Below are 23,186 nucleotides of genomic sequence, written 5' to 3' on the forward strand. Positions count from 1 at the left end.
CAGCCTGACGCAGTTCAGGATCAGCTTTCCGACTTGATCCGCTCGATCAGCGCGCGTTCCAGCGCGTCTACTTCACCGTCGGCCTTGATCATCTTGTCGAGCCACGCGTCCTCGTTCTCTGTCACCAGATTGCCTTCCGCTTCTCGCTCGGTAACTCCCCAGCTGGCATCGCGCTGGCCGAACACCTTGCCGAAGTGGTTCCGCACTTGCGGCGCTTCGTTGAACATCCGCCCCATGAAGCGGCCGATGCCATGCTTCTCGTCGGAAATGAAGGCTTCGAGCTCCTTCACCCGGTCATGGCTGAGCTGCGCATTGGGCAGCGTGAATCCCTTGAGATAATTGGCCACTCCGTCGACGAACAGTGGCTTCCATTCGCCGGAATTGTTTGCACCCAGCGTCGCGTCCTTCAGGCGGAACAGCATTTCTGCGTCGAACCGCGATACCGCCGCCGGGCCATGTCCACCGCTGGCGAACGCGATCCTGCGGACCAGACGGCATTCCGCTCCGGTGATATGACTGTCTGCAAGCTCGCCGCCGCAACGAGTCGGCCCGGTGCCGGTCAGAACAGCATTCTCGATCTGCTTGAGCGCGTAATGCTTGAGGCTATCGGGCACGTTTCGTGCCTTCTCGATCACGCGCACCAGCAGTTCGAGCTCGGCCATGGTTTCAAGCCGGCCATCGGCATCGAGCGCGCCGATTAGCCATTGCGCTTCATCTTCATCGCACATGCCGCGCGGTTCGGTTCCGTTGAGAACAAACTCGCCGAGCGCTTCAACAAAGAAATCGACCCATTCGCCACTGGTTTCGCTCAGGGCGCGGTTTATCGCGAAGATGGATTCCGCTTCTTCACGGGTGATCTGCCCGTCACCCCAGCCCAGGCGCCGCAATGCCAGCAATTCTTCGGGTGCAACCTGGCCATCGGCTGCAACGGACCGTGCCAGATCGGCAAAATGGATGCTCATCTCTTTATAATCCCCTGTGTCATGCGCGGGATTATGCCAGAGGAGCCTTAAGCCCGGGTTACTTCCCCGGTTTTTGCGGAGCTACTGACCGAGCAGGGCGCGAATGCAGGCCACTCGGTCAACATCGAGCCCGTCAGAGGCCCGTCGCGCATCGACATAGGTCGCAGTCGGCTCCGCACCGGGGCTTGTCGGGTACAGATAGATGTCGAGCACGCAGGCCTCGCCAGTGAACTGCAATTTGCGTACATCGCCTTCGTAGACATCCAGCCGTGGCGGGCCGAATTGCTGCACTATGCGCGGGGCTGTCGCTCCAATCAGTCCGTCAACGCCGCGCAAATTCATAATTCGAGGTGCGCGAAAGCCGGGCGTCGTACCTGGTCGCACCTGCGGACTGGTTTGCGGGGGCGGCGCAATGCGCACAGGTGGGGCCTGCTGCGTCGAAGGCGCCGGCTCCCGCGCGACTGGCGGCTTGGCAGTGGAGGCACATGCGGCCAACAGCGGCAAAGCGAATAGCGTGATCAGGCGGCTACGCAGCATCGGGATTTGCGGCCATTGCCGTTCCTTTCTTGCGGTGGACCAGATGGCAGGCGGCGGCGGCCCCGATGACCGGGGCAAGCAGGTTGACGAAGGGTACCAGGAGTAGTCCGGCAATCGTTGCGCCCAGCAGCAGACGTTCGAGCGCGCCGATTGGCGGTCTGGCATCGACGCTGTGACGGTGGCGGATCCAGGCGAGATCCAGCAATTCCCGGCCAAGTAGCCAGGCATTGACCACGAAAAACAGTATCGCTGGTCCGATCGCAGTCAGCAACAGAGGTATCGCAACGATCAGCGCCCCCAGATTGACGAGAATCGTGCGCCCGGTGGACTTTGCGCTGTTCGCCAGTTCCTCACGCCAGTCGAGCGACCGGGCACTCGATCGCGCTTCGGGATAGTGCTTGCGCTCAACCGCCTGAACGATCTCGTCGGCAAAGAACTGGACAACGGCCAGCGCAATTATCCGGAACAGCAGCCAGCCGCCGACCACTGTCAGCAAGACCGCGACAAGCGCGCCAATCTCGCTGCCATATTCGAACTGGCTGGATGAAAGGAGCGCATCAGTAGCTGCGCCGGCGGCAAAGCCGATGGCGAGCAGCAAAACCAATGTGATGGCGATGCTCTTTGCCAGCACTTTCAGAATGGCCGGGTCGGTCAGTTGACCGACAGAGCGGCCCAGGGCGGCAGGGAGCGAAAGCATGAAAGAGTCCATGAATCCGGCTGTGCCCAACTGTCAATCGCAAAGCCTTGGCCTGAGCCGAGGAAGCGGCTAGGCGCGCCGCACGTTTTGCCTGAACCCAAGGAATCAAAGTGACCGAAGCCCCCCAAGACCCGCGCTACGACGTGATCGCCATCGGAAATGCCATTGTCGACGTGATGGCTCCCTGCTCCGACGATTTGATCAAAGAACTGTCGCTTAACAAGGGCGGGATGACGCTGGTCGACGAGGAGGGCGCAAAGCGGCTCTACGGTGCGATGGGCCCCGCGCGCGAGATTTCAGGTGGTTCGGCGGCCAATACGCTGGCCGGCCTGTCGGCGATGGGCGCGCAGTGCGCTTTCATCGGCCAGGTTGCGGACGATCAATTGGGCGAGGTTTTCGCACATGATATTCGCGCTGTCGGCATTGATTTCGACACTCCGGTGCGGGCCGGTCAGCCTGCGACCGCACGTTGCCTGATTTTCGTGACTCCCGATGCACAGCGCACGATGAACACATTCCTCGGTGCGAGCCAGTTTTTGCCGCCTGAGACTCTCGACGCCAATGCGGTTGCTGCAGCCAAGATTCTTTATCTTGAGGGATACCTGTGGGATCCTGAAGAACCGCGCGCTGCGATGCGTCGGGCGATCGAAGCCGCTCGCTCCGCCGGCCGAAAAGTCGCGTTTACGCTCAGCGAAGTCTTTGTGATCGATCGCCATGGTGATGATTTCCGCGCGCTGATTGCGGACGGGCTGATCGATATCCTGTTTGCCAATCACACGGAACTGGCCGCGCTAACGGGTGAAGACGACTTCGAAGCGGGAATTGCTTCAATCAAAGACAAGGTACCCACATTGGTGGTCACCAAAGGGCCGGACGGTGCTGTCGCACTGCAAGGTGGGGAGCGCGCAGAAGTGGCGGCTGAACCGATCGATAAAGTCATCGACACAACCGGAGCAGGGGACCTGTTCGCTTCGGGATTCCTCTATGGCCACGTTCGCGAAGAGCCGCTCGGCCGCTGTCTGCATCGTGGCGCAATCGCTGCGGCAGAGATCATTTCGCACTACGGCGCACGCCCTGAAGCAGACTTGAAGGCTTTAATGGTAGAAAAGCTCGGCTAAGATCTCAGGCTGCCTTGGGCGGCTTCCAGTTTATATTGTCGAGCGAATCGCGGATGAATTCGAACACGGGGCCGTAAACGGGATTGGCGAACTGAACGCCAACAAGATCGTCGCGCACCCAGCGCACTTGCGCGTCGAACGGGCCGAGCGTTTCAATCCTGATGGTGATCGACATATCCGGCCGAAGCACGCAGCGCCGGTCGTAAAACCGGCAGCCTGTTTCGGACACATCAAGCATGGTGACATCGCGCTTGATGCCCGCGCCGGAGCGATAACGGCCGAGAATGCGCACGTCGTGCCGGGATGATTGGCGGTCGGTCATTGTCTTCTGGTCCGTCCTGTGATGACCATCTTGGTAAAGCAGGAAGGTTAACAAATTCACCAATTGTGTAGGGCCATTTGCGCAATTGGCCTGACGTCTGCCGGGTTACTGCTTTGCCCGCCCGGTTTCCCGCTCCACCTCACGCCAGCCGATATCTTTGCGGCAGAAACCGCTCGGGAAATCAATCGCATCGACAGCGGCGTAGGCTTTGGCCTGCGCTTCGGTCGCATTGGCACCAAGCGCAGTAACATTGAGTACCCGGCCGCCGCTCGCGCGTAGCGTGCCGTCTTGGCCGCGAGAGGTCCCGGCGTGGAAGACTTTTGCGCCGTCCTCCTCTGCTTCGCCGAACTCGATCGCTCCGCCCTTTTCGGGCGTGCCGGGATAGCCGTTCGCCGCCATCACCACAGTCAGCGCAGTCTCGTTGCGCAGTTTGACCGGCGGGCACGACGAAAGCTTGCTGTCGGCACATGCAAGCATCAGCTCGCCCAGATCGTCCTCCAGCCGCATCATCAGAACCTGGCATTCCGGATCGCCAAACCGGCAATTGTATTCGATCAGCTTGGGGCCTTCTTCAGTCAGCATAAGCCCGGCAAACAATACTCCTGAATAAGGCATGCCTTCATCGGCCAGCGTCTTCACGGTCGGCACAATGATCTTTTCAAGCACTTCGCCGCGCAGCATCGGTGTCAGCACGGGAGCAGGGCTGTAGGCGCCCATTCCTCCAGTGTTGGGGCCGGTATCGCCGTCTCCCACACGCTTGTGATCCTGCGCACCGCCGAACGACAGGATTGTTGCCCCGTCGGTCAGCGCGAAGAAGCTTGCCTCCTCGCCTTCCATGAATTCTTCGATCACCACTTCCGTGCCCGCTCCGCCGAACACGCCGCTGAACATTCCAGTAAGCGCTTCGGCAGCTTTGGCCCGCGTTGGCGCGATGACCACGCCCTTGCCCGCTGCCAGCCCATCGGCCTTAAGCACATAAGGGGCACCGAATTTGTCCAGCGCATTGGTCGCCTCAGCGAGAGAAGACGTGCGGACATAGCCTGCGGTCGGTATACCTGCGCGTTCGCACAGATCCTTGGTAAAGCCTTTGCTGCCTTCTAGCTGCGCTGCCGCTTTCGATGGACCGAACACTGATATGCCTTCACCGCGCAACGTATCGCCCAACCCGTCGACCAGCGGGGCCTCGGGACCGATGACAACCAGCCCGATGCGGTTTACGTCACAGAACGCCGCCACTGCCGCGTGATCGCCCGCGTCGAGCGCAACACATTCGGCGTGTTCTGCAATTCCCGGGTTGCCCGGGGCAGCGAAGAACTTATCCTCGGCTCCGGAAAGCAGGCGGGATTGCGCCAGCTTCCACGCCAGCGCATGTTCGCGCCCGCCCGATCCAAGCAGAAGGATGTTCATGCCCAACCCCTATTCCGATGACGACAATTCTGGCGGGCTGGTAGCGCGCGAGACGGCAGGCGACAACGCCGCACCCCTGTCGATCACCGAAATATCCAACCTGCTCAAGCGCACGGTCGAGGACCGCTTCGGCCATGTCCGCCTGCGCGGCGAGTTGTCAGGCGTGAAGCGTGCGGCTTCCGGCCATATGTATTGCGCGCTGAAAGACGAACAAGCGGTGATCGACGGCGTGATGTGGCGCGGGAACGCCGGGCGGCTGTCGTTCAATCCGGAAGATGGGCTGGAAGTGGTGGCAAGCGGCAAGCTGACAACCTATCCGGGCCGTTCGAAATACCAGATCGTGATCGACCGGATGGAAGTGGCGGGCGAAGGTGCCCTGCTTGCGCTGCTCGAAAAGACACGCGTGCGACTGGCGGCAGAGGGCCTGTTCGACGAGCAGCGCAAGCGCTCGCTTCCGTTTCTTCCGCGTACCATCGGCGTGGTCACATCGCCCACCGGCTCGGTGATTCGCGATATTCTTCACCGCCTCGCAGACCGGTTTCCGAGCCATGTGATCGTGTGGCCGGTGCTGGTGCAGGGTCAGGGCTCGGCAGAGCAGGTTGCCCAGGCAATCCGGGGTTTTGGGGCATTGCGGGAAAGCGATCAGGTCACTCGCCCCGACCTCTTGATCGTCGCGCGCGGGGGCGGATCGATCGAGGACCTGTGGGGCTTCAACGAGGAAATCGTGGTCCGCGCCATCGCTGAGAGCCCGATACCGGTCATCAGCGCCATCGGTCACGAGACCGACACAACGCTGGCCGATTTCGCGGCTGATCGCCGCGCGCCGACACCGACCGCCGCAGCAGAGATCGCCGTACCGGTGCGGGCCGAACTGGCCGCGACGCTGGAGGATTTCTCGGCCCGGCAGAAGCGCGCCATTCTGCGTCCGGTAACTTTGGGGCGCGAACGGCTGGAGGCGCGGGCACAGCGTTTGCCGACGATGGAAGCCTTGCTTCAGCCGCAAGCCCAGAAGCTCGATGATTTGTCCGATCGCTTGCGCCGCGGGCTGCGTGATCGGGCGGCGCATGGGCGTGAGCGGCTGGCGAGACTGCGTTTGTCCCCCACCATGCTCGAGCGCGGATTGCGCGATGCACAGCGCCGTTACAGCGAGATGAGGCTGACTCCGGCGCTGGCCGGTCTGCGGATCGAGCGCGATGGCGAACGCTTTGCCGCGCTGGAAAGGCTCTACCTGTCCCTCAACCCCAAGGCCCCGCTCAAACGGGGGTTCGTGCTGGTGAAGGCAGAAAGGGGCGAATTGCTCCGCAGCCGCGAGGTTGCCGCGCAGCAATCACGCCTCGATATCGAATTCGCCGATGGTGTGCTTGGCGTTGTTCCAATCGGCTCAGAAAGTCATTCAGCAACCGCTAAACCGCGACCGCGTAAGCCGAAAATTGCAAGTCCGGGCAAGCCCACGCAGGACGACCTGTTCAGCTGATTGTCTGGCGAGCCACGCAATGCTAAGGGCGCGCCCATGTTGATGTCATCCGGTAATAATGAAGCGAAATTGGCTTACGGGCCGAACGGGTTCCGTGTGATGCGGCCAGGGCAACACGTCTATTGCGCGGTCACCGGCGATGCGATTCCGCTGGAAGAGCTGCGCTATTGGAGCGTGGATCACCAAGAGCCATACGCCAGCGCAGAGGCCGCGACCCAGCGCCTCGCAGACGGCAATTGATGGGTCTGCGCAAGGCCGCCGTTCTGGCTGCGGCGATAACTCTCGCAGCCTGCAGCGCGGTTGTACCAGTGGCGGAGCAGACACCGGCACAAAGCGCCGAAGTGGTGCAGCCGGTAGCGACCGCGATTCTCGTTGCCAATACCACTCCCACCGCCGCGCCCGTTTCCAGATCGTCACCGGTCGGGCCTGCGACCTTTGTATACGAGGGCGAGCTGACGCAGGGCGGATGGTTGCGCGGTCGGGCGCCTGAAGGCACGGTCACCGCCGATCTCGACGGACAGAATCTGGTTCTGGACGATGAGGGGCGCTTTTTTGCTGCGTTTGACCGCGACCTCGGTTCGCAGGCAGTGTTGACTGCCCAGCTGCGCGATGGACGGACTGTCGAGAGTCCGGTGGCGATTGCGCCTCGCGAATGGAATATCGAACGGGTCAATGTGGCGCGCCGCAGCGGCGGGATTACCGATGCGTTCTGGAAAATCCGTGAACCTGAATTGAAGCGGATCAACGCCGCGCGCGGTGTCGACGCTGACAGCAGCGGCTGGGCGCAGGATTTCATCTGGCCGGCCAAGGGCAGGATATCCGGGCGCTTTGGCTCGCAGCGGATCTATCGCGGCGAACCGGGCAGTTACCATTCCGGTATCGATATTGCACCGGGCAACGGAGTGCCCTTCGTCGCGCCGGCCGACGGGATTGTAACCCTCGCGGCAAGCGGCTTCTCGCTCGAGGGCAATCTGCTGATTATTGATCATGGGCAGGGGTTGAATAGCGCATTCCTGCATATGTCCAGGATCGCCGTTCGCGAAGGCGAGAAGGTGAACCAAGGGCAGTATATCGGCAACATCGGCTCGTCGGGGCGAGCGACCGGACCGCATCTGCACTGGAGCCTGAAGTGGCGCGACGCGCGGCTCGACCCGTTGCTGTTCACGGGTCCGATGAACTGACCGGCGGTCGATGCGCCGACTTTTCCTGATCGCCTTGCTCATGGCTCTGCTTGCGCCGGGGACATGGCTGCGCACGAAACCCGCACCGCCCGATTATACCAGCGGGCTGGCGGTAACGCCGATTGCCTTCGGTCAGGCATTACCCGGCGATGTCGAGATTGTCGGCGCATGGGAACTGGAGAGCCGGAATGGCCACTTCGGCAGCTACTCCGCGCTTCTTGCCTTGCCCGGCGGAGAGCTGTTCGCGGCAAGTGACCGTGGTCGTTATGTACGCTTCCCCATTCCCGGGAGCGACGGCGACACCCATTTCGGCTGGTTTTCGGGCGATGCCGATACACTCAAGAACCTCATCGACATAGAAGCGCTGACCCGCGATGCGGAAAGCGGCCGCATCTGGGCGGCCTACGAGGGCACCAACACGATCGAACGGCGTGGCAGCGTATCGAGCGCTCCGACCCGTGCCGCGCCCGAGGCGATCGCCGGGTTCGGCAACAACCAGGGACCGGAAGCGTTCGAGCGCCTGTCCGACGGGCGCTTCCTCGTCCTATCCGAAGGCCCGCGGACCTTCATGGGCAATATCCACTCGGCCTATCTGTTTGCCGGCGATCCGGTCGAAGGAAGCGCTTCGATCCGCACCGCTTTTCGCTCGCCCGAAGGCTATCGCCCGACCGATCTGGCGCAGCTGCCGGACGGGCGACTGATGATCCTTGTGCGAAGAGTCGCGTGGGGATTTCCGCCGCGATTTCCGGTCAAGCTGGTGCTCGCCGATCCGGCGGATATCGTCGAGGGTGAAGAATGGTCAGGCGATGTCATCGCATCCATCGCAGAGCCTCTGCCAAGCGACAACTTCGAAGGGCTGGCAGCGATTCCGCAAAGCGATGGCTCGGTCGAGCTATGGCTGATCTCGGACGACAACAATTCTGCCTTCCAGCGCACTTTGCTCATGAAGCTGCGATGGCTTCCATCCAAGCCATCAGACGGCGCAAAAGAAAAGGCGCGCGGGTAAGCCGCACGCCTGTTTCTTTTCGCAGTATGGCGAGGCCCCGAAGGGCGGCTCAGCCAGTTATGCGGCTTCTTTTGCAGCCTTCTTCAGCTCACGCTTCACCTTGAGCGCGCGCGGCGAAAGCTTTTCGTCCTTGGTCTTGAGCAGCCAGTTGTCGAGCCCGCCATTGTGCTCGACCGACCGCAGGCCGTGCGTGCTGACGCGAAACTTGAACGCGCGGTCCAGCTTCTCGCTCAGCAAGGTGACGTGCTGCAGGTTCGGCAGGAAGACGCGCTTGGTCTTGTTGTTGGCATGGCTGACGTTGTTGCCTGTCAGGCGGCCCTTGCCGGTCAGTTCGCAAATGCGCGACATGATATCTCTCGCTCGCTAAAAAAGTTTGGCGTTCAAAGTGGAGGGCCACCGATTCGATGGCCGCAGTTGTTCGGGATGTCCCGGAAAGGCGCGCGCATAGCGGTGGGCTATCGAATCGTCAAGCGGATTGCGCCGCCGATCGAGGCCCGCTAGCGCCGTGGCGATGACCAAATGGCCGCTTCCGGATTCCATGAAACAGGCTCTTGCCCTGGCGCAAGAGGCAGCGGATGCAGGCGAAGTGCCGATCGGTGCGGTCGTAATCAAGGATGGAAAGGTGCTCGGTACAGGCGGAAATAGCCCTCGGGCCGACCACGATCCGACTGCCCACGCAGAAATCGCCGCCATCCGCGCCGCCGCCAAAATGCTCGGGAACGAACGCCTCGACAATTGCGAATTGTGGGTCACGCTGGAGCCTTGTGCAATGTGCGCCGGTGCAATCGCCCACGCCCGCATAGCCAAGCTGTACTATGCCGCGAGTGACCCAAAAGGCGGCGCAGTGGAACATGGCGCGCGCGTGTTCGATCATCCGCAATGCCTCCACCGGCCCGAAGTCTATTCGGGCATGGGCGTGGCAGAAGCGGCAAAACTGCTGCGCGGTTTTTTCAGGGAGCGGCGGTGAGAGCCACTACAACCCTCGCCAGACCTTCATGGCTGCACCGTCTTTTGCCCCGAACCGCTGCCGGTCGCATTTTGTCGGCCTGAAGTCCTTGCCATAGCACAGGCGCATTTCCTCCAGCCAGCCGCGGCGGTTGAGCTTGAGGCCGACGGCATCGGCGCGCCAGCCGCTGTTTAGCCGCACGAATTCCTCTCGCAGGCGGCCTGCCTTGAGGCCATCGTCTCGAGACATTCGGTCCATATCCGGGAAATTCAGCGAGTTGTAGAGGATGCGGGTAACCTTAAAATAGGTCTCCGGCTTGCGGACCATACAGCTGCCGTGCTTGCTCCATTGGCGCGCGAGCAGCGCGGAGGAAGGGCTCATGCACATATTCTTGCGCGCTTCAGCTGGTGAGAGGCTGCGCGGAGTGCGGCACCATTGCGGCCAGCTGCTCCGGCTTTCCGGCCATAGGCCATGAACCACGAAGGCAAAGCGCCCGTTGCGGCCCGAGCATTGCGCCCGGTGCCTGGCCTGGCCTTCACGCGCCTTGCAGAACTCCGGCGACCAGCTGATTGCCAGAGTATAGCCGGTGACGGGCAACCGGCGTTCGGGCGCCTCCGGCGTGATGCGCGGCACCGAAATCCGCTCTGGCATGCGGCATTGGTAAGCCTGTGCGTGAGCCACTCCGCTGAGAGGCAGAAGCAAGGCTGCGCCGAGCCAGCCGGCCCAAGAGGCGGTCTGCCTGTGAGCCGGAAGGCTAAACCGCCGAACCCATTGGCGCAGCATATTCGCCGCGAGAGAAATCATATTGGCGTGAAGTCCAGCCCGATATCGGCGGCCGGCGCACTTTGTGTCAGGCGGCCTACGGAAACGAAGTTCACCCCGGTCGCGGCCTTGGCCTTGATCGTCTGAAGGTTGATGCCGCCGCTTGCCTCGGTCGGAACGCGTCCTGCGACCAGCGCGACCGCTTCACGCAAAATTGGCGGCGCCATATTATCGAGCAACAAGCGTGTGGCGCCAGCCTGCAACGCAGGTTCGATCTGGTCGAGCCGGTCCACCTCGCAGATGATTTCTTGCACCCCCGCCTCAACCGCACGGCGCACTGCCTCGCCGACGCTCCCGGCGACCAGAACGTGGTTGTCCTTGATCATCGCTGCATCCCACAGTCCCATGCGGTGGTTTGCTGCGCCGCCCATCCGAGTGGCGTATTTCTCCAGATGGCGCAGGCCGGGAATGGTCTTGCGTGTATCGAGCAGCGTACAGTCGGGATTATCCATCGCAGTCACATACTCGCGCGCCATGGTGGCGATGCCGGAAAGGTGCTGGACGGTGTTCAATGCGCTGCGTTCCGCGGTCAGCATGGCGCGGGCATTGCCTTCCAGCCGCATCAGATCGGTTCCGGCTGCGACCTGTGCGCCTTCTTCAACAAGAACCTCGATCTCCATCTCGGGATCGAGCGCACGGAAGAAAGCTTCTGCCACAGGCAAACCTGCAACCACGATCGGGTCGCGGCTGTCCATGACCCCGGCGAAGCGTGCGTCTGCCGGGATTACGCTTTCGGAGGTAACGTCATGCCCGCCGCCAGGCAGGCTTTCGCCAAGGTCTTCGGCAAGGGTTTCGCGAACAAATGTGTCGAGGTCGAAGCCTGTGAGTGCGAAAGCCATCAGTGCACAAATCTCGCCACGACATCGCGGTAGCTGCGGCTCACTTTCACTTCGGCCCCGCTATCCAGCACCAGGAAGCACTCACCATTGGTGTGCGGCTTCACCTGCCGAACCTGATCGAGATTGACGATGGTCGAGCGGTGGACGCGCTGGAATTTGCGCGGATCGAGCCGGCGCTCGAGGTCTTTCATGGTTTCACGCAGGATCAGCGAATTGTCGCCCGTGTAGATGCACATGTAATCGCCCGCAGCTTCGATGTGCTCGATCGAGTCGGTCTCGACGCGGAAGATTTGCCCGCGATCCTTGACGTTGATCAGCTTTTCATAGCGGTCGGTGCTTTCAGGATCGGCATCGGCAAATTCCTCCGCCGCCTCGGGCGCGACTTCGCTCAGCACGTTCATCAGTTTTTCGGCTTCTTCCGTGCTTTTCTTTTCGGCAATACGCTGGCGCACGCGCTCGATCGTATCGGCCAGCTTGTCTTCATCGACCGGCTTCATCAGATAATTGACCGCATTGGCTTCGAACGCGCGGATTGCGTGTTCCTGATATGCAGTCACGAACACGATCAGCGGCGGGTCGATTTCCATGATGCCTTTGACCACGCTGAAGCCGTCGAAGCCGGGCATCTGGATGTCGAGGAAGACCAGGTCGGGCTTTTCGGTCTTGATCTTCCGGATTGCTTCGCGCCCGTTGGCACAGGTGTCGATTACTTCGACATCGTCGAACGGCTCCAGGCGCAGTTGCAAGCCCTGGATCGCGAGCTTCTCGTCATCGACGAGGATTGTGCGAATAGTCATGGTCAGGTTCCAATCGGGTGACGGGCCGTTGCCGGGGGAAGCAACGGCGGGGGATTCTGGTTGGTGACAGGTCTCGGCAGCGCGGCGCTTTCCGCGTCCTCTTCGGCGGGCTCGAACGGTAGTTCGATCATTACGGTAAACCCACCGGTTGCCGGGGTGCGAATCTCAAACAGATGTTCCTCACCATACGCTTGCGCCAGCCGGTCGCGGATATTGGCGAGTCCGACCCCGGTCGAAACCGTATGTCCTTGGCCTGTCAGGGCGTCCGGCAAACTGTGCCTTTGCCCGTCTGCAGGCAAGCCCGGCCCGGTATCGGATACGGTGACCCGCAGCCTTTGCCCGACCAGCCGCGCTGACAGGCTTATTCGCGCGCCCTCTTCTTGCGGCGATACAGCATATTTGATGGCGTTCTCGACCAGAGGCTGGAGCAACATGGCCGGCAGGCATGCCTTGGCGGCTTCCGGCTCAACCTGGAAATCCGTGCGCAACCGCTCCTCGAAGCGCATCTTCTCTATTCCCAGATAGAGTTTCAGTGTCTCGACTTCCTGTGCCAGCGTTACCTTGCCGCCGGGGTCGGTGATCAGGGTGTGCCGCAAGAAGCTGGACAGCCGGGTCAGCATGGCATTGGCCGGCTCGGTCTGTTTCAGCAGCACCAGCGTGCTGATCGAATTGAGCGTGTTGAACAGGAAATGCGGATTGAGCTGATAGCGCAGCATCGCCAGCTGCGCGGAAGTCGCCTGCGCCTCGAGCCGCTCCAGCCGGTCAGCCTGTTCTTCGACCTGGAGGAAGAAGTTGATTGCATAATAGAGCGCCGACCACGCTCCCAGCAGCGTCAGCGGGTAAATCATGTAGGCGATAACCAAAGCCGTGAAGCTGTTCTCGCCCATGCCGCGTGTGAGGCTGATGACCCATGCTCCGATGAAGGCGAACATCAACACCGCGCTGGCCAACACCACCGCGCTGACCCCCCACGCGATCAGCGGGCGGCGATTGATAAGCTGGCGGAAAACAACCGACAGCACCGTGCTGGTCGACAGACCGAGAATCGATTCAATCAGGATATTGAGAAAAAACGCGCCGTCCTGACCCGCGACAAGGCCTGACACTGCGCGCAGCAAGAAAGCGCCGCCCCAGCCTGCAAATTGCAGGTTCCAGAACGCCCGGTTCTTGTTCGCGAAGAACGGCGTGGGCTGGAAGGGTAAGACGGCCATGGTGTGCCTTTAGCGCAAAATTGGCGTAAAGGTCACCAATAAGGTCTCGATCGAGCAGCTGTGAAGGGAATTTACTGACCCTGCGGCTTGCGGTATCCTGCATGAGACCAAGCGAGATATGACCGGAGAAACCGATGAACGACATGACCGCTGAAGAGCTGCACGCGAAGGGTGAGCACGCCAAGTTCCGGGAGATGAAAGAAGGCACACAGGAAGATTGGGCGATCATCTCCAAACAATATTTCGAGTTCGCCGAAGGGCTGGCCGACCGCGTGCTTGCGCATCTCAAACTGCTCAAAGGCGATTTTGGCGGCTTTCCGATCTGCCGGCTCGAGCACTCGCTCCAAACCGCAACTCGCGCTCACCGTGACGGGCGCGGTGAGCGGTATGTGGTGATGGCGCTACTGCACGATATCGGCGACACGTTGGGCACCTACAATCACCCCGATGTCGCCGCAGCGATTCTCAAGCCTTTCGTGACTGAGGAAGAACACTGGATATGCCAGAACCACGGCGCATTTCAGGGCTATTACTACTTCCATCACTTGGGAATGGATCGGAACCTGCGCGACAAGTTCGCGGACAATCCCTATTATGATACGTGCGCGGAATTCTGTGAGAAATACGATCAGGCCGCATTCGATCCCGCCTACGAGAGCGAGCCGCTGGAATTTTTCGAACCCATGGTGCGCCGGGTCCTCGCGAAACCGCTCGCTTCGATGTATGTGACGGACGAGGAAGCCGCCTGAGCGTTATTGGGGCTCTTCCGACGGGCGCGGGCTGAAGTGTTCTGCCCAATTCAGAGTGGCTGACGCCACTCGCGCCGCTTCGATTTTCGGCACTTCCGCCCTGATTGATTCGATTCGTTCATCCCACCCGTCATGCGTGCGATTGCGGAACAGGCCCCCGTTATGCTCGGGGCCCCAGCGCTCCATGAACCGGATGGCCGCTTGCGGATCGTATCCGGCATTGGCGAGCAGCCAGGGCATCATCCGGTCCGCCTCGCGCTCGGTTTCGCGCACATCGCGCCGCTTGCGGCCGTTGGCATTGAGCCATTGCGGATGGCGCAGAATGTTGTGCGCCAGCTCGTGCGCCATGGCAGCAGCCAGTTCATCGTCCGGGTACACAAAGCCCGGGAATCCTCGCCCGATCCTGACCCGGCCCCCATCCGCACCCATGTCGTCGCCGGAATAGACCACTTCGAAGCGGGTGCGACATGCCGGAACAGTTGGCACGACGATAAGCTCAGGCCCGCTCGAAAGCTGTAAAGCGACAGGCTTCCGGTCCTTTGCCGCGACTCGGAAAAGATATTCGACCTTGTAAAGTCGCATCCATGGCTTGTCGGGTGACCAGTCGATGTCCTTGAGTGCAACACCGTTGATAGCCAGCAGCGATGCGCCGCGCTCCAATCCAGTCTGAATCGCCGGCGAATCCGCAGCGATTGTATGGATGTATATGTCGCCTGTGAGGCTCAACTGCTTTCTTACCGCGTCCGGCTTGGCGTATCCCGCAGCGTCCTGCACAAGAAGGCCGGTCTCATTATCCGTTTCATGACAAATGGCAGCGTTGCCGGTTCTGAGCTTCCAGCCGATATCGTGCACCCGGGTATCGAGCACGCGGAACGCTTCGAAATCTTCAGAAAAAGCGGCTCGTGGCTCGCCAGCCTGGCTGGCGCTCGCAGCCGCAGATGAAGTTGCAGCCAGCAGCGCCAATGCAAGAAATGGCTTCAAGAGCCACGCGCTTCAGCGATCGCTTCAGCCAGCGCTTCTTGCCCGACCGCGCCCTGGAGAACCTGATCGCCGACCACCCAGCTCGGTGTTCCGGTGAATGCCAGTTGCCGTGCGAGGCCGAGGTTCTTGGCAATTTCAAAGTCGACCTCCTGCGAGGCGGCGACCGCTTCGGCCTGCGTCACGTCGAGCCCGGCTGCTGCGGCGGCGCGCGCGACGCTTTCGTCATCAGGAGGGCCCAAGCGGAACATGGCATCATGGAATTCGGTGAACTTGCCCTGTTTGGCTGCTGCCAGTGCCATGCGCGCGGCGCGCTCGCTCCCATCGAAGATCGGCCATTCGCGGATCACGACCTTCAAGTCGGGATTGGCCGCAACCAATGCGGCAACATGTTCGCGGCTCATCCGGCAATAAGTGCAGCCATAGTCGGTAAACTCGACCAACGTTACTGCGCCATCCGGATTGCCCAGCACGGCACCGGGGAAGGGCGAGAGAACCTCGCCCTCGATATCGGCAAGACGTTCGCGCGCCTGCTTGCGGTCATAGCTGTTCGCCAGATCGGGCAGGATTTCGGGATTGGCGAGCAGGTACTCGCGGGTCTGTTGATGACCGAGCGTGTATTGCCACACCCCGGCCCCGATGAAACCGAAGACCAGCGCCAGCAGCGCGACGAAGAGTGAAGAACGGAAACTGCCCATGTCGACAGCCGCTAGCGTTGGTCGCGCATATCTTCAAGCGCAGCTCGCGCTTGCAGACCAATGTCCTGTGCCCTCAGCCAGTCGGGCGATCCTGTCGGCAGGCCATTTTCAGCAATACGCGCACTGTTGATCGCGGCGGCGTACTGGCGGGTCATCACCTGCTGTTCGGCGCTGGCCAGGCGTGCGCGTGCCATGTCGCCCTTGGCGGCGTAAACCACACCCAACTGGTACCAGGCAAAGGGGTTGAGCCGGTCGCGCGCCACTGCTGCGCGCAGCACACGCTCGGCCTCTTCGTGATGCGACTTGTCCTCCGTCGCGATCAGCGCGTGACCGAACATCGATGCGATCAGAGGCTGGTTCAAAGTGAGATCGGTCGCGCGTCGCAATGGCTCGAGGGCTTCGACCGGCCGGCCCGATTCCAGCAGAACCTGGCCCTTGAGCTCAAGAAAATACGGATCATCGGGGTTGGTGACGAGCAGTTTATCGGCCTCGATCAGAGCAGCTTCGATCAGCGCGCTTTTATGATAGGCATAGGCCCTGGCATAGCGGGCGGGTATATCCTGACGGCTCTCCGGATACTCCTGCAGCGTACGGCCCGGTTCGTTGATATAGCCGAACAGCTTCGCTTTGACGCGTTCGAAGCGCGCCTGAATCGCTGGGTCTGTCGGCGTGTCCCATGCAGGATCAATGGTGTAGCTTTCGCGCAATGTCGCGATGCGATCGCCGGACATCGGGTGGGTGCGGACGAATGCCTGATCGTCATCTTGGCTGACCCCGTAGCGGAATTCCTGGTTCTGCAATTTCTTGAAGAAATCGAGCGAACCCTTACCGCTGATTCCGGCCTTGGAAAGATATTCTGCGCCCGCCGCGTCGGCGGAGCTTTCCTGGACCCGGCTGAATGCGAGATATTTGCCCAAGGCTGCCCGCTGCCCGGCCATGATGATGCCCATCGCCGCATCGCCTGCGCCGGCCAAGGCGGCGCCGACACCCAGCAGCATGGACAGCAGCGATATGTTGGTTGCAGCACCGACACCTTCGGAGTGCCGGATGATATGCCCGCCGGTAATATGTCCTAGCTCGTGCGCGATCACGCCTTGCACTTCATTGGCGGTGTCTGCCGCATCGATCAGGCCTGCGTGAATGTAAACGACCTGGCCACCGGCGACGAAAGCATTGATCGAGGGATCGTTGACCAGCACCACATCGACATTTCCGGGCTCAAGCCCGGCAGCCTCGACCAGCGGCGCGGCCATGTCGTTCAGCAGCGCTTCGGTTTCCGCATCGCGCAGGACCGACTGCGCGGCGACAGGCTGCGCAAACATCGTCGCGGTCGCGAGCAATGCAAGGATGTGAGCGAGAAGGCGCATTGCGTGATTGCTAGCGCGTTTTCCCCTGAACCGGAACTGAAGCTTCCCTGCCGGACTGACGCGAGCTGGCAATGGGCAGAGCGAAATCGCGGACTTCATCGATGATCTGGCGGTCGCTCCACGGGCTCGCGGTCCTGACCAGTATGTCATAGTGATCCATCTCGCTGAACAGTCTCAGGTCGGCACGGCCACCGGCGGCCTCGAGTTGCCGGGCCAGCACCCGGCTGTTGCGCGGTTTGACAGTGGTGTCTTTCTCTCCCGTCATCAGCAGCATGGGCGGGGCATCGCCGCGCACGAACGCCACAGGCTGTGTCGTTGTGCCCGGATCGGGTGCGCCACTGAAACTCGCGCGGGTCGAGTCGCTATCGAAGGGATAGAAATCATACGGTCCGGCGAGGCCGATCACCCCGGCGAGGACTTCGGTCTGCAGGCCTTCGCGTGCCAGCCATTGGCTGTCCAGCGCAGTCATAACCGCATTGTATGCGCCTGCAGAATGCCCGGCGATGAAAATCGCATCGGGATCACCTCCGTGGCGATGTATGTTCTGGCGGGTCCACGCGACAACGCTCGCCGTGTCTTCCAGCATGGCAGGGAATTCGACTTCGGGATTGAGACGGTAGCCGGCCAGCACCACAACGAACCCCTCGGGGACAAATGTTCGGGCGACAAAACCGTAATCGTCGGGGTCCCCCGCACGCCAGCTGCCGCCATGACTGAAGATCAGCACCGGCCGACTCGAATCCGGCTCGATTGGTCCGTACACCGCCAGTTTCTGCGCCGGCGCTGCGCCGAAAACATGTTTTTCGAGCATTTGCGTGTCGCGCGCACCTGCGGTCAGCCTATCCACCGTATCGAGCACAGCAGGGCCATTTCGCGCGATCGCATATTGCACGACGAGGAAGCCCACGAGCCCGATGACTGCCACAACCCCGATTGCAGTTAGCACGCGCTTTCTCCTCTTGGTCATGTCTGCGTAGCTCCATTTCCAGCCTGTTCGACAATCTCGACGATCTTTTCAGCGTCGCTATCCTGCGCCAGTCCGGCCTCGCGCAGGAAAGCCTGCCCGGTCGCATAATCCGAGCCCGTCCAGAATGGCGTGTCGCTGGCTTCGATCGCCGCCCGTGCGGCGATTTCTTCTGCCGAGTGAGCTTCGCCTGCCTGCCGGATGAACACCGCGGCGATCCTTTGCGGATGCTGTTCCACGATCTCTCCGAAAGCGATCAGGTCGCCCTGCGAGTCGTCGCCGACGAGCGCAAATTTCATATCCGGATAATGCGCGAGGATATCGCGTATCGCATCGGTCTTGTGCGAACCATGACTGCCGGACCCAAAAGTTTCGGCGTTGAGGCCCCAGTCGCGCAGCTTGATCGGACCCAATGGCAGCCCGCGCGCCTTTTTGAAGGCGACAAGATAGGAAAACAGGTTCCACGGGCTGGAGGAAACATAGAAGAAGGGCCGCTCGGTCGCGCCTGGCAGTTGCTTGCCGACAGCTTCGGTGTTGCCGGCATCGATCCGCGCTCCGCCAAGCGCACCGTAAAAATGGTCTGCGCCGGGCACCTGCAGACGCTCATCGGGCATTTCCGCCAGAACCCGCCGCCAATTTCTGAGCAGCGAGCGCGGGCCGCCGGTAATGCCGGTTTCGATTATCGTGTCATCGATATCGGAAATGACCCCGAGCCGGGAGCCGGTCGCCGGAGCCAGGACAAATCCTTCAGCGCATTGCTCGCCGCGCGCGTCTCGCCAATAGAACGCGACAGTTTCCCAACTGGTTTGGGATGGAAGGTCGCGGTGTTCCAGAGGTATGTCGAAATGGACAAAACCTTCGCGATCGGTCCGGCCCTTGTGCCTCAGCTCGTTGCCATCACTGTTGCTGATACCCAGCTCTACGTCCAGATCGCCTTCCTCGCGCGAGGCAAACTGCGCCACCATGGTGCGAAATGCCTGCCAGCGGCCCCCGGCATTGAATCTCGGCACGCCGGTTCGCAACGCGCGCGCGGAAAGCACCAGGCGGCTGGTGCTGCGATAGCCGTAATAGGGCTGAATACGGACGGGATGGTCTGACCGGAAAGGCATGCGCGCACCGCTAGCGACTGCATGCCGTCAGGCATAGCCTTTTACCGCAATGGATTTACTGGCAATTCACTGGACTGACGGGTTCAAACGAGCTTGCGCGCGACCTTTTCAATCAGCGGGATATCATCCGACACCTCGCCCAGCATCACGATCGTACCATCGCCCAGACGGCGGATCATCACCACACCGAATTCCGCACCATCGGCATCAAGCGTATCGAAGCCCTCGCCATCCAGCTCGCGCAGCTTCTGTGCAAGGTCCGGACGCATGGCATCGACCGGATCGACGGCCTTGCCGGCCTCTTCCTTGCGTAAGCGGCGCTCTGCCTGGACCACCCCCTTCAGCCCGCCTTCTGCCGTGGACAGGAAATCCGCCAGTTTGCCGCGTTCAATTTCGAGGCGGCGAGCATGCGCCAGCACGCTCGCATATTCAGCAATGCGCGATTTGTCGTAATCGACGCCGAACACCAGCTTGACCACCGGAGTCATCGGCGCCCGGTCCTGAACCGTCAGGCCGCTCTCAGCGACGAGTTCGCCGAATTCGTCGGGATCGTCTTCGGCAGCGAGACAAACGTCGTAAGCGCGGCTGACCGCAGCATAAAGTGCGTGGCGTGTGCGATCTTCGGATGATCGGGCCGCCTGCGCCAGCTCGCGCGCTTCAGCGAGGCAATCGTACAGCCCCCCCTCGTCGATAACGCCGCTATCGTTGCCACCGTCGCCATCGCCGCCAACGGGTGCTGCGCTGGCTGTGCCAAGCGGCAGCATATCGTCGGCGATGGGAGAAGTAGCAGGCTTGGCCGCCAGATCTTCAACCGGCGCGGCATCCGGCGTATCGGACACATCTTCGACCGGTGACTGCGACATAGCGGTAGCGCCAGCATCGGTTTCGCGCGGCGCATGCTCGCTGAGGTCTGGATCGAAGGCGACCGGAACCTCAGGTGCCTGAACTTCTGCAATTTCTTCGTAAGCCACCTCTGGCTGGAGCTGCTCATCGCCTGGGATGGGCAGTGCAGGTTTCTTGCTCAGTAGCGGGGAGCGAGGTGCAAACACGTCGCTCGACAGCTCGCTCAGCCCGAGGCTTGTTTCATCGTCGTCGTAATCTTCGTCCTCTTCATCATCGATGGCCGCACCCGCACCAGAGCGTGGCTGGATCAGCGATGAAAGGCGAGCGACGACCGCGTCGTCATCATCATAGACATCTTCTTCTTCCGGACTATTGCCATAGTCGACAGCGTATTTGCCTTCGCTGTCTTCTTCGTCCTCGTCGTCGTGCTCGTCCAATTTTTCGCCGACACCGATAGGCGACAGCCCGATGCCGAAATCAGGCACCGGATAGCTATCTTCTGATTCATCGTCCTGCTCGTCGCTATCGGGCAAGTCTGCAATCGCATCGTCGAATGTATTTGCCGGGCCATCGGCCCAGTCGGGAACCTCGGAGGGGTTGTCGGCCAGCCGGCTGATATCTTCGAGCTTGGCACTCAGTTCGTAGATCTCACCATCGTCGCCCGCTTCGTCTCCAGCTTCGCCATCTTCGGCATCGAGCGCCTGCTCGATCTCCAGCAGCAACTCATCGGAGGTGATCTGATCGGCCATTTCCTTCCAATTGATCACGCCATAGATGAAATCGATGGTCTCTCCGTCGCTCGAATAGGGCAACAGGATTCCACGGTAGAGTATCGTTGCCTCGCGCTGATTGACGAACTCGGCTTCGAAGCCGATCGGCGCCTGATTGGCGAGAATCTGGAGATAGTGGTCGGTGATCCGGCTCAGCAGCGATCGGCTGGGGATATCGGACAGGCGCTCGATCTGTACGTTCGTGCCGCATTCCTGAGCCAGTTCCTGGCCAAGGTACTGAATGGCGGGGTCTTCGATACCCGTGCTGAAGTCGAGCAGCACGCTGTAAGGTCCGAAATCGTTCAGTTCGGCCGGCTCTAGGTCCTCGATCGACGGGAATGAACGGTCGGCGAGCAGGCTCGCCCAATGGTTGTAGGCGCGCACTTGCATGCGACGTTCGTCGGTCCCGATCGAGGCCGGCGGCAGTTCACGGCCGGTCTCGTCCTCACCGCTATCCCATTCGCGTTCGTCGTCGTCCCCAATATCATTGGCATCGGGCACTCCGAAATTTCCGCGCAGCGTGTCCATGAGCTTTTCAGGCCCCCTTCGTAATACCTCGAAGGAACCTTGTGGCCGCCCGTAGTAAACATAGCGTTAAGTGCGTTTACATTTGTCGCGGCCAGGGTGGCCGCAGGCTGGCGCCTATAACATGTACCGCATACGGATGGTCTGGCGCGAATTGCCCTGCTCGACCTTGAAAGAAGCTGATTTGAATTTTGGCGGCCCCATACGCACCTTGGCGTCGCGCGAAAAGCCGAACCCTTCGGTCGGCATCATCATCAAGGCGCGGTCTGCCTTGTTGTTGTTGTTCTCGTCATGCAGCAGCGCGATGGCATAGTTGCCCGGCTTGACGCCTTCAAAGCGCAAGGTCACCGACTTGCCGGCCGGAACCACGACGCTGTTCGCGCTTGCCTTTTTGCATTTCGGGAAATCGTCGGGATCAGGCGTCAGGCAGGCCCGCACGACACCTTTGGTGTTGCGCAGGTCGGTTACTGTCACATTGATCGTCGAAGTCTCCACTTCGGTGAAAGCTTGCAGCATGAAGCCGCCCGCAACGAGGCCGGTCAGCGCAAATACGCGTCCGACAGACCTTTGTCGGTGCCGCAGAGGCGATCCCAGAAACGAAAATACAGGCCGTAGTTGCATTGATAGCTCTCGTGATGACGCTGGTGGTGGCTAGCCGTTATCAGCCAGTTACCCAACCTCGAATGAACAACCGCGCGAGGAAACATCTCCCACCCCATATGATTGGTCACGCCCATCACTGTCATCACGGTCAGAACGAGGCCGAGCATGGCGACATGGATCGGGATGAGGAAAACCAGCAGCGGGATAACCACCGCTCCGGTCAGTGCCTCGATCGGGTGGAAACTCATCGCAGCCCATGCTGTTGGCGGACGGCTGGCATGGTGAACGGCATGGGCGATGCGAAACGGCTTTGGCCGGTGCATGTAGCGGTGGGTCCAGTAAAACCAGGTATCATGCGCGAACAGATAGGCCAACACCGACAGCGGCGCATACCACAGGGGCAGAGCGTTCCAGTCGGTGTAGATCCGGGTCCAGCCAAGGTTCTGCCAGCCCCATGCGACGACACCTGCCGGGATGCCGTAGATTCCCGCCGAAGCGAGTGACCAGGCGATCTCTTTGCGGATTTGCGGGCCGAGCGTGGCATAAAAGCCTGGCTTCACCCGCGAAGTCGCCCAAGCGAAAACGCCGCTCGCCGCGAGATAGCGCAGTGCAACGATCAATGTCATCGCAAGTGCGGAAAGTATGATCGCAAGCGTCATGGGCATAGCCTATGCCCGAGATTGCCGCATGCTGTCAGCCCTCAATGTCAGCCTGCGACCTGTCCCCATGCGGAGCATTCCGGATCCGAGGCAACCACCGACCTGCGCAGCGCGGCGCGGGCCAGCCGTTCAACCTCGACTTTGCGGCGGGCAGCAGCAAGCGGGCGGCTGGGCGCAGGACGGACAATTTCAGCATCGTAGCCATCGGCAACGATCAGGCCGCAACACTCAGGCATGAAGCCGGCATTTTCCAGCGGAGCCCGATCAATTTGAGGCGGCAGGCCCCAGTAAAACCGGTCACAAAAATCGAGATAGTCGGGCCATTTCGCGTCACTCAACAGGTCCGCCCGACTGACCTTGATTTCGACGATAATTATTCTGCCCTTGGCATCTACGCCCATCAGGTCGGCCCGACGCCCGTTGCGCAAGGGCATCTCGGGGAGGACCCAAATATCGTTGCGGGCAAACAGTCGCGTGATCCCGCGACAGACGGAAAGCGCATCAGGCCCATCCAATTGGGGTTTTAAATCCGGTTTCGTAGCCATGCCCAACTTTGGAACATAGCAGGAACCCGGTCAAGCTTCTTCGCGGCAAATGGTCTG

25 protein-coding genes and 1 pseudogene are annotated in these 23,186 nt (G+C 61.0%); 7 read left to right on the plus strand and 19 right to left on the minus strand.

The annotated features are described in order from the left end of the window. Nucleotides 1–20: 20 nt before the first annotated feature. The 3 genes from E0502_RS06480 to E0502_RS06490 all read right to left on the minus strand — a co-directional run bounded on the left by E0502_RS06480 (nt 21) and on the right by E0502_RS06490 (nt 2,208). Nucleotides 21–962, minus strand: a complete 942-nt coding sequence (locus E0502_RS06480) for a hypothetical protein (protein ID WP_137677088.1) — start codon at nt 960–962, stop codon at nt 21–23. A gap of 81 nt (nt 963–1,043) precedes the next feature. Next, nucleotides 1,044–1,304 (minus strand): hypothetical protein, encoded by a 261-nt coding sequence (locus E0502_RS15425; protein ID WP_338047311.1) that lies wholly within the window; start codon nt 1,302–1,304, stop codon nt 1,044–1,046. Between the two features lie 184 nt (nt 1,305–1,488). After that, nucleotides 1,489–2,208 carry an EI24 domain-containing protein gene (locus E0502_RS06490; protein ID WP_240048889.1) on the minus strand — a complete coding sequence of 240 codons (720 nt, stop codon included), beginning with the start codon at nt 2,206–2,208 and terminating at the stop codon, nt 1,489–1,491. Nucleotides 2,209–2,372: 164 nt separating this feature from the next. Between E0502_RS06490 and E0502_RS06495 the strand changes: the two genes are divergently transcribed. Further along, nucleotides 2,373–3,314, plus strand: coding sequence for an adenosine kinase (locus tag E0502_RS06495; protein ID WP_137677566.1), 942 nt, complete (start codon nt 2,373–2,375; stop codon nt 3,312–3,314). Nucleotides 3,315–3,318: 4 nt separating this feature from the next. Here the strand turns inward: E0502_RS06495 and E0502_RS06500 are convergent, their stop codons facing one another. Together E0502_RS06500 and purD are read right to left on the minus strand one after the other, a co-directional pair. Further along, nucleotides 3,319–3,636: a PilZ domain-containing protein gene (locus E0502_RS06500; RefSeq protein ID WP_137677090.1), complete on the minus strand. Its 318-nt coding sequence runs from the start codon at nt 3,634–3,636 to the stop codon at nt 3,319–3,321. A gap of 105 nt (nt 3,637–3,741) precedes the next feature. Continuing rightward, nucleotides 3,742–5,043: a phosphoribosylamine--glycine ligase gene (purD, locus tag E0502_RS06505; protein ID WP_137677091.1), complete on the minus strand. Its 1,302-nt coding sequence runs from the start codon at nt 5,041–5,043 to the stop codon at nt 3,742–3,744. Here purD and xseA point away from each other — a divergent pair. Genes xseA through E0502_RS06525 form a run of 4 tightly spaced genes read left to right on the plus strand, consistent with a single transcriptional unit; the run spans nt 5,042 to nt 8,704 of the window. Continuing rightward, complete coding sequence (xseA, locus tag E0502_RS06510) at nt 5,042–6,517, plus strand: exodeoxyribonuclease VII large subunit (protein ID WP_240048890.1); 1,476 nt, start codon at nt 5,042–5,044, stop codon at nt 6,515–6,517. The genes purD and xseA overlap by 2 nt on opposite strands. 36 nt (nt 6,518–6,553) lie before the next feature. Next, nucleotides 6,554–6,757 carry a DUF2093 domain-containing protein gene (locus E0502_RS06515; protein ID WP_137677093.1) on the plus strand — a complete coding sequence of 68 codons (204 nt, stop codon included), beginning with the start codon at nt 6,554–6,556 and terminating at the stop codon, nt 6,755–6,757. Next, a complete protein-coding gene (locus tag E0502_RS06520) occupies nt 6,757–7,698 on the plus strand; it encodes a M23 family metallopeptidase (RefSeq protein WP_137677094.1) in 942 nt (313 codons plus the stop codon). The genes E0502_RS06515 and E0502_RS06520 overlap by 1 nt, the downstream gene beginning before the upstream one ends. A 10-nt stretch (nt 7,699–7,708) precedes the next feature. Further along, nucleotides 7,709–8,704, plus strand: a complete 996-nt coding sequence (locus E0502_RS06525; protein ID WP_137677095.1) for an esterase-like activity of phytase family protein — start codon at nt 7,709–7,711, stop codon at nt 8,702–8,704. Nucleotides 8,705–8,761: 57 nt separating this feature from the next. Here the strand turns inward: E0502_RS06525 and rpmB are convergent, their stop codons facing one another. Further along, nucleotides 8,762–9,052, minus strand: coding sequence for a 50S ribosomal protein L28 (gene rpmB, locus E0502_RS06530; protein WP_137677096.1), 291 nt, complete (start codon nt 9,050–9,052; stop codon nt 8,762–8,764). 163 nt (nt 9,053–9,215) lie between these two features. Here rpmB and tadA point away from each other — a divergent pair, with 163 nt between their 5' ends. Further along, nucleotides 9,216–9,671 (plus strand): tRNA adenosine(34) deaminase TadA, encoded by a 456-nt coding sequence (tadA, locus tag E0502_RS06535; protein ID WP_137677097.1) that lies wholly within the window; start codon nt 9,216–9,218, stop codon nt 9,669–9,671. 6 nt (nt 9,672–9,677) lie between these two features. Here the strand turns inward: tadA and E0502_RS06540 are convergent, their stop codons facing one another. The 4 genes from E0502_RS06540 to E0502_RS06555 all read right to left on the minus strand — a co-directional run bounded on the left by E0502_RS06540 (nt 9,678) and on the right by E0502_RS06555 (nt 13,319). After that, nucleotides 9,678–10,331, minus strand: a complete 654-nt coding sequence (locus tag E0502_RS06540; protein ID WP_240048891.1) for a ribonuclease T2 family protein — start codon at nt 10,329–10,331, stop codon at nt 9,678–9,680. 119 nt (nt 10,332–10,450) lie between these two features. Continuing rightward, a complete protein-coding gene (gene nadC / locus E0502_RS06545) occupies nt 10,451–11,311 on the minus strand; it encodes a carboxylating nicotinate-nucleotide diphosphorylase (protein WP_137677099.1) in 861 nt (286 codons plus the stop codon). Then, the gene (locus E0502_RS06550) at nt 11,311–12,108 is read right to left on the minus strand and encodes a LytR/AlgR family response regulator transcription factor (RefSeq protein WP_137677100.1); all 798 of its coding nucleotides are present in this window, start codon (nt 12,106–12,108) and stop codon (nt 11,311–11,313) included. The genes nadC and E0502_RS06550 overlap by 1 nt, the downstream gene beginning before the upstream one ends. A gap of 2 nt (nt 12,109–12,110) precedes the next feature. Beyond that, entirely contained in the window at nt 12,111–13,319 is a 1,209-nt protein-coding gene (locus tag E0502_RS06555) for a sensor histidine kinase (RefSeq protein WP_137677101.1), read from the minus strand. Nucleotides 13,320–13,453: 134 nt separating this feature from the next. Here E0502_RS06555 and E0502_RS06560 point away from each other — a divergent pair, with 134 nt between their 5' ends. Continuing rightward, nucleotides 13,454–14,068 carry an HD domain-containing protein gene (locus E0502_RS06560; RefSeq protein ID WP_137677102.1) on the plus strand — a complete coding sequence of 205 codons (615 nt, stop codon included), beginning with the start codon at nt 13,454–13,456 and terminating at the stop codon, nt 14,066–14,068. 3 nt (nt 14,069–14,071) lie between these two features. On the opposite strand, the gene E0502_RS06565 is transcribed toward E0502_RS06560, so the two are convergent. From E0502_RS06565 to E0502_RS06605, 9 genes and pseudogenes are all read right to left on the minus strand, one after another. Beyond that, nucleotides 14,072–15,049, minus strand: a complete 978-nt coding sequence (locus E0502_RS06565) for a M48 family metallopeptidase (protein ID WP_137677103.1) — start codon at nt 15,047–15,049, stop codon at nt 14,072–14,074. Next, nucleotides 15,046–15,744, minus strand: a complete 699-nt coding sequence (locus E0502_RS06570; RefSeq protein WP_137677104.1) for a DsbA family protein — start codon at nt 15,742–15,744, stop codon at nt 15,046–15,048. The genes E0502_RS06565 and E0502_RS06570 overlap by 4 nt, the downstream gene beginning before the upstream one ends. Nucleotides 15,745–15,755: 11 nt before the next feature. Then, nucleotides 15,756–17,111: a M48 family metalloprotease gene (locus E0502_RS06575; protein WP_137677105.1), complete on the minus strand. Its 1,356-nt coding sequence runs from the start codon at nt 17,109–17,111 to the stop codon at nt 15,756–15,758. A gap of 10 nt (nt 17,112–17,121) precedes the next feature. Next, entirely contained in the window at nt 17,122–18,078 is a 957-nt protein-coding gene (locus E0502_RS06580; protein ID WP_137677106.1) for an alpha/beta hydrolase, read from the minus strand. After that, on the minus strand, nt 18,075–19,184 hold the full coding sequence (locus tag E0502_RS06585; protein ID WP_137677107.1) for a phosphatase domain-containing protein: 1,110 nt from the start codon (nt 19,182–19,184) through the stop codon (nt 18,075–18,077). The genes E0502_RS06580 and E0502_RS06585 overlap by 4 nt, the downstream gene beginning before the upstream one ends. A 1,361-nt stretch (nt 19,185–20,545) precedes the next feature. Beyond that, a pseudogene (locus tag E0502_RS15300) lies at nt 20,546–21,325 on the minus strand (PAS domain-containing protein); the annotation flags it as partial. A gap of 114 nt (nt 21,326–21,439) precedes the next feature. After that, entirely contained in the window at nt 21,440–21,838 is a 399-nt protein-coding gene (locus tag E0502_RS06595) for a DUF2141 domain-containing protein (RefSeq protein WP_137677109.1), read from the minus strand. A gap of 23 nt (nt 21,839–21,861) precedes the next feature. Beyond that, on the minus strand, nt 21,862–22,584 hold the full coding sequence (locus E0502_RS06600) for a sterol desaturase family protein (RefSeq protein ID WP_137677110.1): 723 nt from the start codon (nt 22,582–22,584) through the stop codon (nt 21,862–21,864). A 47-nt stretch (nt 22,585–22,631) separates the two neighbouring features. Beyond that, complete coding sequence (locus E0502_RS06605; RefSeq protein ID WP_137677111.1) at nt 22,632–23,129, minus strand: MmcB family DNA repair protein; 498 nt, start codon at nt 23,127–23,129, stop codon at nt 22,632–22,634. Between the last annotated feature and the right edge of the window lie 57 nt (nt 23,130–23,186).

This window comes from Parerythrobacter lutipelagi (assembly GCF_005434975.1).
In the GTDB taxonomy this organism is placed as follows: Bacteria; Pseudomonadota; Alphaproteobacteria; order Sphingomonadales; family Sphingomonadaceae; genus Parerythrobacter_A; species Parerythrobacter_A lutipelagi.